We start from the raw sequence: 15,403 nt of genomic DNA on the forward strand, positions 1-15,403 counted from the left end.
CAATGCGTGGCCAGGGACGCGGAGGCACTGTGGGTGTCTGTCATTGTCACCGCAGGTTGTCGAAGCCCGCCGGGCAAGTGAAGGACGCCGGCACGGACCAGAGCTGCGGACGCAGCGTGTCGTCGGTCGCGCTGAAATAGACGCGGCTGCCCGAGCGCGTGAATCCCTCGGGCGACGAGCCCCCGGACCCCGGCTGGACGTCCGCGAGCTGTCCCGTCGTCGCCACGGTGCCCCGGGTGAACCAGGGCTCGGTGGTGCCGCCTTCGGGCGAACCGGAGAAGAGGACCACGCCCGTGCCGGTGGCGAAGATGGGGGAGAGGTACTCGTCGCTGCGGCTGAGCTGGCGGAAGAGGTCGCGCGTCCCCGCCGCCGTGCCGTTCGTCACCCACAGCGACACGTCCAGCGGCGACGGGCCCGGGCTGTTGATGGCCATGGAGAAGTAGAGCCCGTTCCCCGACACGGCCGACGTCTGCACATAGGGCGTCGCGAACTCCTGATCCGCGTACGGATTGGGCAGGGTGGTGACCAGCGCCTTGCCCCCGCCCGCCAGCGCGAGCCGGTCAATCCTCAGCCGCCGCGTGGCCGCGTCCTCGGACCAGAGGTAGACGTTGGAGCCCAGCGCCCCGAGCAGCCGCGTGTACCGGCCGAACGCTTCCAGCCGGGCCGTGCCCGCCTCGGTGCCATTCGTCCTCCACACCTCGTAGTTGGTTCCATCCAGCAGGAGGAACAGCCCCTGGTCCCCCGCGTGGCCCACGTCGAGGATGAACGTGGGGCCCGCGTCCACCCGCTTGACGGCGGTGGTGCCCGCCAGCGTGCCGTCGGTGCGCCATAGCGTGGTGCCCGTCTCCTGCACCAGGAAGAAGAGCAGCGCGCCCCCGACCTTCAGCGTGCTGTAGTCCAGCCCCGGGTTCGCGCCGAAGTTGCGCACCCGCAGCGTCCCCGCGGCCGTCCCGTCCGAGCGCCACAGCTCCGTGCGCGAGGGCTCCGTCGGCGTCGCGGCCGTCAGCCGGAAGAACACCAGCCGGCCGTTCACCTCGGTGAGGCGCAGCAGCGCGGAGCCGGCCATCCCCGGCGTGAGGTCCTCCACCAGCCGCGTCCCCGCGGCCGTCCCGTCGCTGACCCACAGCTCCGTGCCGGTGGCCACGGTGTTGAGCAGGAAGAAGACCCGGCTGCCCACCGCCACCATGTCCGACAGCCGGGGGTAGCCCAGCGGCTCCGCCGCGAACGTCCTCACCGGGACGGTGCCGCCTTCCGTGCCGTTGCTGCGCCAGAGCGCCGCGCTGCCGTCGCGCAGCTGGGTGGCGAAGTAGAGCGTGCCCTGCGCGTCCGTGAGGTTCGTCACCTCGCTGCCCAGGGGCGCGCCGGGAGGAATGACGACGCGCACCCGCGACGCCACCCCGGGGGGACACGCCTGGGCCTCCACCCGCCGCGCGTCCGCATCCTCCAGGACGCCCCCACAGCCCGCCATCGCCAGCCCCAGCAGGGCACCCCAACTCCCGACACGCATGCGCTTCTCCTTCCGGCCCGGAACGGCCGGAAGGGTGGGGTGCGGGGCATTGCCTTCCAACGGGCACCGGGAGGAGGTGGGAGTGTTCCCGGGGCCTCCCGGACCGCGACCGCTAGGTCTTCTTCAGCTTCTCTCCCACCGCGGAGAGCAGCTGGTCGAAGGACTCGGAGAACAGGCGGATGCCGTCCGTGGCCAGCTCGTCCGTCACCGTCTTCATGGAGATGCCGGCCGCCTCCAGTTGGCGCATCGTCGCCTCCGCGGCGGGCAGGTCCTCCTCCAGGCTGGGGCGCACCTTGCCGTGGTCCCGGAACGCGTCGATGGTCGCGGGGGGCATGGTGTTCACCGTGTCGCGGCCGATGAGCTCCTCCACGTAGAGCACGTCGCGCAGCTTCGGGCTCTTGGTGCTGGTGCTCGCCCAGAGCACGCGCTGCACCTTCGCCCCCTTCGCCGCGAGCGCCTTCCAGCGCGCGCTGCCGAAGACCTCCTTGAAGGCGCGGTAGGCGAGCTTCGCGTTGGCGATGGCCACCTTGCCGCTCAGCCCCTCCATCGCCTTCTGCTGCTCGGGCGTGGCTCCGGCCTTCTGCTTCTTCTCCAGCTCCTTGTCCACGATGGCGTCGATGCGGCTGATGAAGAACGACGCCACGCTCGCCACGCGGCTCACGTCCCCGCCGGACGCGGCGAACTTCTCCAGGCCGGCGACGTAGGCCTCGGCGACCTCCCGGTAGCGCTCCTGGCTGAAGAGGAGCGTCACGTTGACGTTGATGCCCTCGGAGGTGAGCTGCTCGATGGCGGGGACGCCCGGCACCGTGCCCGGTACCTTGATCATCACGTTGGGCCGGGCCAGCGTCTTCCACAGCCGCCGCGCCTCCTCCAGCGTGCCCTTCGTGTCCAGCGCCAGCCGGGGCGACACCTCCAGCGACGCATAGCCGTCCTGGCCCTTCGTCGCGTCGTAGACCGTGCGCAGGATGTCCGCGGCGCCCTGCACGTCGCGCACGGCCAGCTGCTCGTAGAGGTCGTTGCCGCCGAGGCCCTTGCCCTTCGCCGCGTCGAAGAGGTCCTGGTAGTCGTCGCTGCCCGACACGGCCTTCTGGAAGATGGTCGGGTTGGAGGTGAGCCCCTTGAGCCCGTCCTCCTCGATGAACTTCTTCAGCGTGCCCTTCGTGATGTAGCTGCGCTGGAGGTTGTCCACCCAGACGGATTGGCCGAACTCGGCGAGCTGTCGCAGCGGATTCATGGATTCTCCCGGCGGGGGCACGAGGCTCCCGGATGGCGTTCCCTTAAGTTGCGCATGGCCCGCCCTCCACGTCCGGCCGGGCGGGCAGGCACTCGCGGATTCTGCCTGCGAACAGGGCCAGCGGGGGGCAGCGCTTCTCGCAAGCCAGGGCAGTCAACACAGTACCCGGGCACACCCCCAACCCGGAGCGACACGATGGCGGACACCTTGGCGGACCTCGCGGCGCAGCTGCGCGTCGACAGCATCCGCTGCACCACGGCCGCGGGCTCGGGCCACCCCAGCTCGTCCCTGTCCGCGGCGGACATCATGGCCGTGCTCTTCCAGAAGTACCTGCGCTTCGACTTCCAGCAGCCCAGGGCCCCCAACAACGACCGCTTCGTGCTCTCCAAGGGACACGCCTGCCCGGTCCTCTACTCCGCCTTCAAGGCGGCGGGCGCCATCGACGACGCGGAATTGCTCACGCTGCGCAAGTTCGGCAGCCGCCTGGAGGGCCACCCGAACCCGCACGTGCTGCCGCTCGTGGACGTGGCCACCGGCTCGCTGGGACAGGGGCTGGCGGTGGGCGTGGGCATGGCGCTGGGCGCGCGCCTGGACGGGCTGCCCTTCCGCACGTACGTGCTCATGGGCGACAGCGAGACGGCGGAGGGCTCCGTGTGGGAGGCGTTCGACAAGGCCAGCCACTACGGGCTCGACAACCTGTGCGCCATCATCGACGTGAACCGCCTGGGGCAGAGCCGCGAGACGGAGCTGGGCTGGAACCTGGAGGCCTACGCGGCCCGCGTCCGCGCCTTCGGCTGGAACGCCGTCACCCTGGATGGCCATGACCTGGACGCCATCGACCGCGCCTTCGCCGAGGCGCAGGCGAAGAAGGGCCAGCCCACCTGCCTCATCTGCAAGACGCGCAAGGGGCAGGGCTCCTCGCTCATCGCGAACCAGGATGGCTGGCACGGCAAGCCGCTGCCGGAGGACAAGGCGAAGGACGCCATCCGCGAGCTGGGCGGCGAGCGCAACGTCCGCATCCAGGTGAAGAAGCCCCAGGCGCTGAAGGCCACCGTGCAGGACAAACCCGCGCCGCTCCAGCTTCCCACGTACGAGGTCGGCCAGAAGGAGGCCACGCGCAAGGCGTACGGCGACGCGCTCCTGGCGCTGGGCAACGCGCGGCCGGACGTGGTGGCGCTGGACGCGGAGGTGTCCAACTCCACGTACGCGAACGAGTTCCAGAAGGCGCACCCGAAGCGCTACTTCGAGATGTTCATCGCGGAGCAGAACATGGTGTCCAGCGCGGTGGGCCTGGGCGTGCTGGGCAAGAAGGTCTTCGTCAGCACCTTCGCGGCCTTCCTGTCCCGCGCGTACGACCAGGTCCGCATGGCGGCCATCTCCAACGCCACGGTGCACCTGTGCGGCAGCCACGCGGGCGTGTCCATTGGCGAGGACGGGCCGTCGCAGATGGCACTGGAGGACCTGGCGATGATGCGCGCGGTGGGCGGCAGCACGGTGCTCTACCCGAGCGACGCCAACCAGACCGCGAAGCTGCTGGCGCAGGTGGTGGAGCGCCAGGGCATCACCTACCTGCGCAGCACGCGCGAGAAGACGCCCGTGCTCTACCCCGCGACGGAGGCCTTCCCCATTGGCGGCAGCAAGGTGGTGCGCCAGTCGGACGACGACGTGGCCACGGTGGTGGCCGCCGGCATCACGCTGCACGAAGCGCTCAAGGCCCACGAGTCGCTGAAGAAGGACGGCATCGCGGTGCGCGTCATCGACCTGTACTCCGTGAAGCCGGTGGACGCGAAGACGCTGCGCAAGGCCGCGCGCGAGACGCAGGGGCGGATCCTCGTGGTGGAGGACCACTGGGCGGAAGGCGGCCTGGCGGACGCGGTGCTGGAGGCCTTCACCGGCGACCGCGAACCGCTGCCCGCGGTGACGCGCCTCGCGGTGACGAAGATGCCCGGCTCCGGCAAGCCCGCGGAGCTGCTGGACGCGGCCGGCATCGACGCCGGGCACATCGTGGAGGCCATCACCTCCTGGGTGGAGGAGGGGACGGCCCGGGGCGGGGACGGCCGGCCCGCCGAGAACGCCTGGGGCCACACGAACGCGTAAGCGCGTGGGGCCTTGAGAGGCTTCAGGGCTTCGGCGCCAGCCGGTCCGCCGCTCGCGCCGCGCCCATGGAGCGCGCGTAGTCCAGCGCGGTGCGCTTGTCGGCGTCCTTCGCCTTCGCGTTCGCGCCGTTCTGGATGAGCAGCTCCATCATCTCCACCTTGTCGAACATGGCCGCGAACATGAGCGGCGTGCGGCCATCCGGGCCCGTGCCATCCACGTTCGCGCCCGCGTTCAGGAGCACCGAGGCGATGGCCTCGTTGCCCTTGAAGGCCGCGCCGGCCAGCGGCGTCTGCCCGGCGTCGTTGGGCTGCTCCGGATCCGCCCCGCGCTCCAGCAACAGGCGCGTCGCGTCCACGTGGCCATGGTAGCTGGCCAGCATCAGCAGGGAGTCGCCCCGCTCGTTGCGGACGCCCACGGGGAGCCCGGCGTCGAGCAGCTCGCGCAGCTTCCCGGCGTCCCCCGAGCGGACCACCGCGAAGGCGCTCCTCACGAAATCCATCACGGCGGCGTCGTCGGCGGAGGGCGGAGCGGCGTTCTTTGTGTCGTTGGGGGAGCTCATGGTCGGCATTCCTTCCTAGCGGGCGCGGCGCTTCTGCTGGACGGCGGTGGCGATGCGCGAACCATACTCCTCGTCCGCCGCGCGGAAGTGGGCGATGGCCCGCGTGATGATGTCTTCACGACGCACCTGCGCCAGGCTGCCGGAGAGGTTCTCCACCAGCCGCGCCTTCGCCGCCTCGTCCATCAGCCGGTACAGGGCGCCGGCCTGCACGTAATCGGTGTCCTCGGCGTGCTTGCCGTGGACGAAGGTGCCCGTCATGCCGCTCACCGCGTAGCCCGTGCCGTAGGACTCGTCCGTCTGCGCGGGGCCGTTGAAGCTGTTGGGCTCGTAGTTGGGGCCGCGTCCGCCGTTGCCGTCGAAGCGCATGGCGCCGTCACGGCCGTAGTTGCGCGCGCCGCCCTTCACGCCCTTGGGGGAGTTCACCGGCAGTTGCGTGCTGTTGATGCCCACCCGGTAGCGGTGCGCGTCGCCGTACGCGAACAGGCGCGCCTGGAGCATCCGGTCCGGGGACGGGCCGATGCCGGGCACGAAGTGCGCCGGGTCCAGGGCCGCCTGCTCCACCTCCGCGAAGAAGTTCTCCGGGTTGCGGTTGAGCGTGAGCCGGCCCACCTCCATCAGCGGGTAGTCCTGGTGCGGCCACACCTTGGTGAGGTCGAACGGGTTGAAGCGGTAGTTCGCCGCGTCCGCCTCCGGCATCACCTGCACCTTGAGCGTCCACGACGGGAACTCGCCCCGGTCGATGGCCTGGTACAGGTCCCGCTGGTGGTGCTGCGGGTCCTTGCCGCCGAGGGCCTCCGCCTCCGGGGTGGTGAGGGTGCGGATGCCCTGGTCCGTCTTGAAGTGGAACTTCACCCAGAAGCGCTCGCCCTTCGCGTTCACCCACTGGAAGGTGTGCGAGCCAAAGCCATCCATGTGCCGCAGCGTCGCGGGGATGCCCCGGTCGCCGAAGAGCCAGGTGAACTGGTGCGTGGCCTCCGGCGAGTGGGAGAAGAAGTCCCAGACGTTGTCCGGCTCCTGGCAGTTCGTGTACGGGTCGTACTTCTGCGAGTGGATGAAGTCCGGGAACTTGATGCCGTCACGCAAGAAGAACACCGGCGTGTTGTTGCCCACGAGGTCCCAGTTGCCGTCCTCCGTGTAGAAGCGCACCGCGAAGCCGCGCGGGTCACGGGCGGTGTCCGGCGCGCCCTTGGAGCCCGCCACGGTGGAGAAGCGCAGGAAGACTTCCGTCTTCTTGCCTGGCGCGCTGAAGACCTTCATGCGGGTGAAGCGGGTGATGTCCTGGGTGACTTCGAAGGTGCCGTAGGCGCCGGACCCCACCGCGTGCACCACGCGCTCCGGGATGCGCTCGCGGTTGAAGCGGGCCAGCTTCTCCAGCAGGTGGTGGTCCTGCAGCAGCACCGGGCCGTTGGGGCCGGCCGTCTGGGAATGCTGGTTGTCGGAGACGGGAGCGCCGGCTTCGGTGGTCAGGGTGGGACGCTGGGACATGGACGCTTTCCTTGGCGTGGGGCCTTCAGGGGGCTTCGACGCTGGGAAAGGTAGAGAGGTCCCGGTGATTGGGCCAAGACATCGTTTGGATGGGAGTGATAGGCAGGGCCTATGGCCTCGCTCAACGACATCACCCTGCGGCAACTGGAGTACCTGGTGGCGGTGGCGGAGACGCTGGGGTTCCGGCGGGCGGCCGAGCGGTGCCACGTCTCCCAGCCGGCCCTGAGCGCGCAGATCCAGCAGCTGGAGTCGGTGCTCGGCGTGAAGCTCTTCGAGCGCGACGCGCGCCGGGTGCTGCTCACGCCGCAGGGCACGGAGCTGGTGGCGCGGGCGCGGCGGGTGCTCACGGAGGCCGAGGACATCCTCAAGGCGGCGGCGCGGATGGGCGACCCGTTCGCTGGGCCGCTGCACCTGGGGGCCATCCCCACGGTGGCGCCCTACGTGCTGCCGGAGGTGGTGCCCGCGCTGGTGAAGCACTACCCGAAGCTGAAGCTGCGGCTGCGCGAGGAGAAGACGGCGCTCCTGATGCGCGACATGGACGAGGGCCGGCTGGACGCGGCGCTGCTCGCGCTGGACGCGGAGCTGGGGCGTCAGGTGGAGCACGCGGTCATCGCGGAGGATCCCTTCGTCGTCGCGGCGCCGCCGGGGCACCCGCTGGAGAAGAAGAAGCAGGTGCGGCTCGCGGACCTGGACGACGAGGACGTGCTGCTGCTGGAGGACGGGCACTGCTTCCGCAGCCAGACGCTGGCGCTGTGCACGCGCGTGGGTGCGCGCGAGGTGGACTTCCGCGCCACCAGCCTGACGACGCTCGCGCAGATGGTGATGGCGTCCGGCAGCGTCACGCTCCTGCCCCAGCTCGCGGTGCGCATGGAGAACCGGCAGGAGCAACTGGTGGTGCGGCCCTTCGCGCCGCCGGGGCCGGGCAGGACGCTGGTGCTGGCGTGGCGTCCCGGGCACCCCCGGGCGGAAGCGCTGCGCACCATCGCGGGGACGCTGCGCTCGGTGTGGCCCGGCGGGGGGCGCAAGAAGCTCAGCGCAGCGCCTTCTCCGCCGTGACGATGCCGTCCGCGTCCGCGTAGAGGTGGTGACCGGGAATGAAGGTGACGCCCGCGAAGCGCACCTCCACGTCGCGCTGGCCCTCGTTGCGCTTGCCGCTCTTGAGCGGGTGCGTGCCCAGCGCCTTCACGCCAATGGCGGTGCGGCTCACCTCCTCCGCGTCGCGGATGCAGCCGTTCACCACCACGCCCACCCAGCCGTTTTTCTGGCCCAGCGCCGCGAGCACGTCCCCCACCAGCGCGCAGCGCCGGCTGCCTCCGCCATCCACCACCAGCACGCGGCCCTGACCGGGCTCCTCCAATGCCTTGCGGACCAGCGAGTTGTCCTCCGGCGCGCGCACCGTGCTGATGGGGCCGGAGAAGCTCCGGTGTCCGCCGTAGTCCTGGAATCCAGGCTCGGCCACCTGGAAGTGCGGAGTTCCCGCGTGGGCGTCGCAGAGGTCGGCGGTCTTGGCGGCAGGGGTGTCACTCATGAACCGCAGGATGCACGCACCGGCCGGGCATGACTGTGATTGCGCGTGTGGGTTCGTCTGTCTTGACCGTTGATTGTTCAAAATCCTATCGTCACCGCCTTCCTGAGGGGGAAGTCCATGCAAATGCTGAAGTGGTTCGTGGGCGCGGTCGCGCTGTTTGCGCTCGCTTGCGGCGAGGTTTCCCAGCCGTCCACGCCGGTGATTCGCGACGGCGAGGGGCTTCTGGAGCTGCCGCTCGTGTCGACGTCGGCGGGGCGCAGCTACAAGCTGGTGGGTGCGACGTTCGCCATCACGGGACCGCAGAACGCCACCCTCACGGACACGTCCGCGGAGTCGGTGAGCCTGCCGCTCATGGCCGGGACGTACTCCATCCAGATGAACGGCGATTGGCACGTGGAGCGCACGGACGCGCCGGGTGTCACGGTGCAGGCCACGCTGGTGTCGCCGAACCCGATGACGTTCACCCTGGGCGAGGGCGAGACGCGCCCGGTGCGCTTCCTGTTCAAGGTGCCGGGGGAGGCCTCCGCGAACGTGGGCATCGGCGTGGACTCCGGCGGCTGGATCACCGGAACCCTCCAGTTCGGGCCCCGCGACCCATCCCCGCCCGGAAGCCCGCCGGACCTCTTCGCCGACCTGGGCGGCAAGAGCGTTCCCTTTGTCATCAGCTACGAGTCATCGACGGTGACGCGGTCCACTGAGTACGGCTATCTCAAGCGCGTCAGCGTCCAGACGGGGCCCGTGGCGTTCCAGGTCGGGGGCTCGACCGGTGCGGTTTTCCAGCGGCAGTTCGCTGACGCGCTCCAGGGCCAGTCGATGAGCTTCTTCATGGAGCCCTACACCATCTCCAGCGTGGTCGTGGGCCCGATCACCCTCCAGAACCTGGAGCGGGGCATCGGGGTCAGCATTGTTCTGAGAGCGCCCGGCCTTGGCATTGGCGCGGACGGTTTTCCGCTTCTGCAGTCCGCGGCCATCGAGGAGGGGTTCGTGACGCTTGCCACCTTCAGCGGGGGAAGCATCAGCGGTCAGATCCTCAGCGGTACGTTCGCGCCGCGGTAGCACCTGGCACTGACGTCGGGTCATGCATCGTTGAAAGTCTTGTCATTGCCTTCATGAGAGGGGAGTCCATGCAAATGCTGAAGTGGTTCGTGGGAGCGATTGCGCTGCTGGCGGTCGCGTGTGGTGAGGTTTCCGAGCCGTCGAAGCCCGTGATTCACGAGGGCGAGGGGCTCCTGGAGCTGCCGCTCGTGTCGACGTCGGCGGGGCGCAGCTACAAGCTGGTGGGTGCGACGTTCGCCATCACGGGACCGCAGAACGCCACCATCACGGACACGTCCGCGGAGTCGGTGAGCCTGCCGCTCACGGCCGGGACGTACTCCATCCAGATGAACGGTGACTGGCACGTGGAGCGCACGGACGCCCCGGGCGTCGCGGTGCCCGCCACGCTGGTGTCGCCGAACCCGATGACGTTCACCCTGGGCGAGGGCGAGACGCGCCCGGTGCGCTTCCTGTTCAAGGTGCCGGAGGACGGCAACGCGAACGTGGGCATCGGCGTGGACTCCGGCGGCTGGATCACCGGCACCGTCCAGTTCGCGCCCCGTCCGCCGCCTTCGCCCGGCCTGCAGGACGTCTTCTACGAGCTGGCCGGCAAGAGCATTCCCTTCGCCATCAGCTTCGAGTCCGCGACCGTCACGCGGTCGGTGGAGTTCGGCCGCAAGCGCGTCACCATCGATACCGCGCCCGTGACCGTGCAGTTCGGCGGCGCCACCGGCACGGCCTTCCAGCAGCAGTTCGTCGCCGCGCTCCAGGGCCGCGTGATGAACCTCCGCATCGAGACCTCCGGTCCGTCCGGCACCGTCGTGGAACCCATCCGCCTGGAGAACCTGGAGCGGGGCGTCTCTTTCGAGATCGAGCCCTCGCAGCTCAACCTGGGCGTGGACGCGGACGGCTACGCGCTGCTGCAGCCCACGGCCTTCAACAGCGGGTTCGCGGAGCTCTCCGCCCTCAACTCGCCGAGCGTCTCCGGTCCGCTGAGCAGCGGCACCTTCGCGCCGCGGTAGCCCCTGGCGGAAGCCGCGGTCTATGACGTGGGCCGACACGCTGGGGTGTCAGCTCACGAAGGCCCGCGGATGACTCAGAAGGCACGAAGCGGTTTCCTGCTGTCCGTCGCACTGCTGTTGCTGGCGCTCCCGCTGTCCGCGAGCGCGCTGACGTTCGTGAACCGGGGCGCCAGCACGGCGCCCCGGACGGTGTCCGCGGGCCAGACGGTCCAGTTCACCCTGGCCATGCAGTCCCCGGAGGCCGTCTCCGGCGTCACCGTGTCCTTCCAGGTGCGGCGGTACTCGGCGGACGGGATCATCTCCCCGTCCGCCGTCTACACGAAGACCGTGACGGGGCAGGCCTTCGCGGCGGGCGAGTCCAGGCAATACACCTGGGGCTACGTCATCCCAGCCACGCTGGTGACGGGGGACTACGCGTGGGTCACCCGCGCGACCAACGCCTCGGGCACCGTCGTCTACCTGGACGTCGCGAAGACGGTCTCCAACTACACCTTCCACGTCGACGGCGTGCCCGAGAAGCGCTTCGTGCGCGGCATCAACATCATGGACCTGGGCAACGCGGGCGGCGTGCTGCCGGGCACCTACGGCACCACCTACCCGAAGACGTCCCTGGAATCCCTCCAGCAGCTCAAGGCGCGCGGCCACACCGTCGTGCGCGTGCCCTTCATCTGGGAGCGCCTCCAGCCGGTGCCAGGCGGCGCGCTGAACACCGCCTACCTGGGCTACCTGATGGAGACGCTGGAGCACGCGAAGACCGCGGGCCTGGGCGTCATCGTGGACATGCACAACTACGCGCGCTTCACCTCCGGCGGCGTGCAGCGGCCCTTCGGCGGCGCGGGCGCTCCGACGGAGGCGCAGTACGCGGACGCCTGGCGGCGCATCTCCGCCGCCATCCGGGCCAGCCCGGCGGCGTACAGCGCCGTGTATGCCTATGACCTGATGAACGAGCCCCACGACCTGCCGTACGTGGAGGGCACCTTCTCCAACCCCGTCGCCTTCGCGAGCTTCGAGGCCGGCGTGGAGGGCTGGGTGGGCCGCGACACGACGAACACCACCGTGAGCCGCGTGGTACGCAACAACCAGGGCTCGCTGAAGGTCACCACTCCCGCCATCGCCAACGCCAGCACCGTGGTGCTGGGCGCCCGGGTGGTGGCGACGGTGAAGCGAGCCGCCTCCTCCGACGGCCCCACCTTCCAGGCGAAGGTCTTCGTGCCCACCACCACGCCCGGCTCGGCCGTGCGGGCGCGCATGGTGATGATCGACAGCGCCTACAAGACCCGCTACGGCGAGCCCTTCGCGGTGACCCAGGGCGTGGACACACGCGTGTACTTCAAGCCCCCGGCGGACGCGTGGACGAACAACCAGGGCGTGTCCGTGGAGTTCATCGTGGACGGCAACGACGGTAGTGCGCCGTTCGTCTTCTACGTGGACCACGTGGCCCAGGGCACGCAGTCCGGCGAGGCGTGGCCCGCGCGGGTCTGGGAGAAGTACTCGCAGGCCGCGGTGTCCGCCCTGCGCGACGCGGGGGACGGCAAGCTGCTGATGGTGGAGGGCTACTCCTACAGCTCCGCGGAGCGCTGGCCGGAGAACCATCCCCAGAAGTGGGTGTCCGACCCGATGAACAACATCATGTATCACGCGCACATCTACTTCGATGACGCCTACAACGGCGGCGGCAAGTACGACGCTTCCCACGCCGTGGAGCTCACCCACGCGAAGAGCCTGGGCTACGCGACGGTGGGCCAGCTGAGCATCGCGCGGGTGAAGAAGTTCACGGACTGGGTGGCCGCGCAGGGCACGCAGGGCTTCATCGGCGAGTACGGCTGGCCCAACTCCGCCACCCAGCCGGGCGACGCCGCGGCCTGGAACGCGGACGGCGAGGAGTTCCTGCGCTTCCTCGACACGGTCGGCATGGGCGCGACGATGTGGGTGACGGGCACCTGGGAGCGGCTGCCGGACCTCAACGTCAACGCCGCCTACCAGCTCACGCCCACCTTCGTGCCGCTGTCCCAGGCCCCGGTGCTCGAGGCGCACCCCGGCAATCCCTGACGCCCCTCCGAGGACGCTGCGGGCCGCTACTTCGCGGTGCTGTTGCGGCCGAGGGTCACCTTGAGCTGACCTTGCTGCGCCGACGGCTGGCCCACGAAGTAGTAGCCATCCACGAAGTTGAAGGTGTCGGCCCAGGGCACGGGGTTCCGGTAGCCGGTCTCGTCATGCTGGTGCGCGAAGAACGACGCGACGGAGGCGCTCTCCGAGTAGTTGGGGTCGAACAGGCCGATGTTGACGGTGTTGTCGCCGTAGTACTGGGACATCACGGTGACCGTGTCCGTCGCGGAGCCCGCGGGCCCGAGCACGCCGTTGTTGGAGAGCGACAGGAGTTGGGTGGAGTCGGGCGTGCTGATGACGACGTTCAGCGTGTTGGGCGTCGTGTTGACGATGGTGGTGTACAGCGAGTTCGGGTTGGACGTCGGCAGGGTGGGGTTGGCCGGGACAGGCATGACGGGCTCCTGGGGAGGTGAGGGGGAGGTGCTCGCGCGGGACGGAGCGGAGTGCCCCGCCGCCGCGTGCTCCCGGACGTAGAGCAACGCCCATGCCGCGCCTCGCGGCCCCGTCTTCCGAGGGAACTCGCTCGGAGGGATGCCGGGCCGACGGACTTTCGTCACGTCGACGTGTGTCGACCGACGTGTCGACGCGGGCGCCCCGGCGGTATGCAGTCGCGGCCGGTCCACGGTGGACCTCGGGAACTGGCCTGGGAGTCGGGGCTGCTGGCCGGGCTGGCCGAGCGCGGGGCCGACGTCTCGGGCGCGGACTTCCTCCTCGGCACCTCGGCGGGCTCGGTGGTGGGCGCCCTGCTCGCGCTGGGCCACTCGCCCGCGCCCCGCGGTCCGCTGACGAGGGCTGCCGTAATCGCAGCACCACGACAGTGCTGAACCCGACGTCATCCTCATTGACATTCACCGCCTGACGAACTCAGTCGCGTTTGGGCACGTCGATTGGGAATGGGTTGCCGGGGCGAGGCCGTGGCAGGTCCACGGGCCAAGGTATCTCTTTTGGCTCAATGGGGACGTCTAGGATGCAAGAGTCTGGACTCATGTAGGCGTAGGGGCTGTTGCAGACTCCTGGATAAGGTCCCTCCTCCCGCGGTGGGCGGGCTTGCCGCATTCTGCAGACATCGTGTCCCTCCACAAACAACATCAGCCCCCCGCGCAGAGCACAGGCAGCCACTTGTGCCTCCCGAGTCTCCTCATCCGAAAGGCCGCCGCCGCAAACATAATCCCCTGCTGGATCGGGCATCATGATGGCGGGGTCGAGGCACAACGGATTTTGAGCTGCAATATATGCTTTGCACGGATACGACTCCCAGTGCGCGGCATCACAAGCCTGGCTGAAAAGCTCCCACCACCCTCGAATTTGGCTGCAAGACGAACTGCATACGCCTCCCCCATCACGGCAGTCGCCGCCAACCCGGGGAGATAACGTCGGCGTTCGAGGCGAGACCTCAAAGGAAATCAGCGACCCATCTGCGGCGAATTTCTCTGTCTGGATGTTCCCTTTTTCAGTGACCTTTCCCGAGGCGTCGATAGTCCTGTCAGTTGTCGTCGTCGTAACAGTTTTGCTCCCATCGGGCGGGGTGACGGTCTTGACCTCAATGCCAGTGGTCTTGGAAGTTTTCTCACCAGTTTTCGTGTCTGTAATGGTTCTTGTTTCCTCGCTCCGGCTCACCTGGACTTTTGTCGTGGAGCCGTTGGCGTTGACGATGAACGAAACGTCTTCGCTACCGGTCTGCTTTACGCTGGTGATCGTGCCTTTATACGCGAAAGAGTATTCTCGGACAGGTGCTTCCCAGTGGCCGGGAGTGTCGGTGTCGGGCCCGGGCCGAGTCTCGCCGGGGGATTTGTCCTCTTTCAGGTAGTCATAGATCCAGTTCGAAAAGACGTTCTTCGCCAAATCAAAGATTTGGGTGAGCACCGGCCCCCAGCCGATAGCGACGGTGGATCCAGGACCCGAGGCACCGCAGCTGGAGATCCAAACATCCATCTGGTGCTTGATGGCGGCGACCACGTCCGAATAGGGGGGGATGTCTATAGGGGCCGGAACGCCGCCGCCCGGCTGTGGCGGGGTAAACTTATTGTCAATGACATCATCCAGCATCTCGTCGCATATCTGCATCGCGACGGTCTCGGGGTTGTCTCTTACACCAATGGAACGGACGCCCAAGAAGTTGGGTCCACACTTGATGGAGATGAGCGGTAGAAGTTCGGCCAGGTCACTTGCGGGGACCGCGAGGTTGTCGAGTAGCTCCTCTAGATCGCGGCGCGTGGGGGCATCCCGAAATGCGTCAATGAATTCTGCCGTGGGGACGCAATACGAGGCGCCTGAGCCCTGCACATCGCAGAGGTGGGTAGGTCGGATGGTTCGTGGCTTTGGACAGTGAATGCAGCCTGAGAGGAACAGCAGAAGGCACAGGACCGGCCCCTGGCAACGAAGGAGCGCGAGGCCCCCCTTCAAGAGAGGCGAAGGCTCCAGAATCCGCGTGGTGCCCACACTTGCCTGTTGCTTCATGTCAGCGCTCCGAGTGCTTGCCATGAATCCTGGAGGCCACGCCGAGGAGAGGCCTCAGCTTCCGGCAGGAGACGAGGCAACGCATAATGGCAATGGCACTTCCGTTGATGACTCAACACGGTGAGCGTCAAGGCAGTTGTCGTGAGAGGTTCAGCCTGTGCGCTTCATCGCCCGCACTTCCGGTGAGGGGTTGAGTTGGCTGACGAGAGGAATCGCCCATTGGAAGGACGTTCGCGAGCCGCGCCCCGGCCCAAGCGCGACCGTCCACCCTGAGTGCTCACGAACTGCGGCGACACACGCATCCTTGATGGGTTGGAGCGCAAAGGTCATGTCGTCGTCTCCACGGTGAACTGGTCCACGTGCGCGGATGGCT

At 68.6% G+C, this 15,403-nt stretch carries 12 protein-coding genes; 5 read left to right on the forward strand and 7 right to left on the reverse strand.

The window, feature by feature from the left end; all coding sequences use genetic code 11:
- Positions 1-46 precede the first annotated feature (46 nt).
- A complete protein-coding gene (locus tag JYK02_RS37840; RefSeq protein WP_207057824.1) occupies positions 47-1,507 on the reverse strand; it encodes a hypothetical protein in 1,461 nt (486 codons plus the stop codon).
- A 112-nt stretch (positions 1,508-1,619) separates the two neighbouring features.
- Positions 1,620-2,741 carry a transaldolase gene (gene tal, locus JYK02_RS37845; protein WP_207057825.1) on the reverse strand — a complete coding sequence of 374 codons (1,122 nt, stop codon included), beginning with the start codon at positions 2,739-2,741 and terminating at the stop codon, positions 1,620-1,622.
- A 195-nt stretch (positions 2,742-2,936) separates the two neighbouring features.
- On the opposite strand from tal, the gene JYK02_RS37850 reads away from it, so the two are divergent.
- Entirely contained in the window at positions 2,937-4,838 is a 1,902-nt protein-coding gene (locus JYK02_RS37850) for a transketolase (protein WP_207057826.1), read from the forward strand.
- Between the two features lie 22 nt (positions 4,839-4,860).
- Here JYK02_RS37850 and JYK02_RS37855 read toward each other — a convergent pair whose 3' ends face one another.
- A complete protein-coding gene (locus JYK02_RS37855; RefSeq protein WP_207057827.1) occupies positions 4,861-5,397 on the reverse strand; it encodes an ankyrin repeat domain-containing protein in 537 nt (178 codons plus the stop codon).
- A 15-nt stretch (positions 5,398-5,412) separates the two neighbouring features.
- Positions 5,413-6,882: a catalase gene (locus JYK02_RS37860; protein WP_207057828.1), complete on the reverse strand. Its 1,470-nt coding sequence runs from the start codon at positions 6,880-6,882 to the stop codon at positions 5,413-5,415.
- Between the two features lie 111 nt (positions 6,883-6,993).
- Between JYK02_RS37860 and JYK02_RS37865 the strand changes: the two genes are divergently transcribed.
- A complete protein-coding gene (locus tag JYK02_RS37865) occupies positions 6,994-7,938 on the forward strand; it encodes a LysR substrate-binding domain-containing protein (protein WP_207057829.1) in 945 nt (314 codons plus the stop codon).
- Here the strand turns inward: JYK02_RS37865 and rraA are convergent.
- Positions 7,913-8,410: a ribonuclease E activity regulator RraA gene (rraA, locus tag JYK02_RS37870; RefSeq protein ID WP_207057830.1), complete on the reverse strand. Its 498-nt coding sequence runs from the start codon at positions 8,408-8,410 to the stop codon at positions 7,913-7,915. The two genes, JYK02_RS37865 and rraA, sit on opposite strands and share 26 nt — an antisense overlap.
- A gap of 117 nt (positions 8,411-8,527) precedes the next feature.
- Here rraA and JYK02_RS37875 point away from each other — a divergent pair, with 117 nt between their 5' ends.
- The 3 genes from JYK02_RS37875 to JYK02_RS37885 all read left to right on the forward strand — a co-directional run bounded on the left by JYK02_RS37875 (position 8,528) and on the right by JYK02_RS37885 (position 12,516).
- Entirely contained in the window at positions 8,528-9,466 is a 939-nt protein-coding gene (locus tag JYK02_RS37875; RefSeq protein WP_207057831.1) for a hypothetical protein, read from the forward strand.
- 68 nt (positions 9,467-9,534) lie between these two features.
- The gene (locus JYK02_RS37880; RefSeq protein ID WP_207057832.1) at positions 9,535-10,467 is read left to right on the forward strand and encodes a hypothetical protein; all 933 of its coding nucleotides are present in this window, start codon (positions 9,535-9,537) and stop codon (positions 10,465-10,467) included.
- Positions 10,468-10,536: 69 nt separating this feature from the next.
- On the forward strand, positions 10,537-12,516 hold the full coding sequence (locus JYK02_RS37885; RefSeq protein WP_207057833.1) for a glycoside hydrolase family 5 protein: 1,980 nt from the start codon (positions 10,537-10,539) through the stop codon (positions 12,514-12,516).
- A 26-nt stretch (positions 12,517-12,542) separates the two neighbouring features.
- On the opposite strand, the gene JYK02_RS37890 is transcribed toward JYK02_RS37885, so the two are convergent.
- A complete protein-coding gene (locus tag JYK02_RS37890; protein ID WP_207057834.1) occupies positions 12,543-12,965 on the reverse strand; it encodes a hypothetical protein in 423 nt (140 codons plus the stop codon).
- 472 nt (positions 12,966-13,437) lie between these two features.
- The gene (locus JYK02_RS37895; protein ID WP_207057835.1) at positions 13,438-14,685 is read right to left on the reverse strand and encodes a hypothetical protein; all 1,248 of its coding nucleotides are present in this window, start codon (positions 14,683-14,685) and stop codon (positions 13,438-13,440) included.
- Positions 14,686-15,403: the final 718 nt, after the last annotated feature.

The organism is Corallococcus macrosporus (assembly GCF_017302985.1).
GTDB classification, from domain to species: Bacteria; Myxococcota; Myxococcia; order Myxococcales; family Myxococcaceae; genus Corallococcus; species Corallococcus macrosporus_A.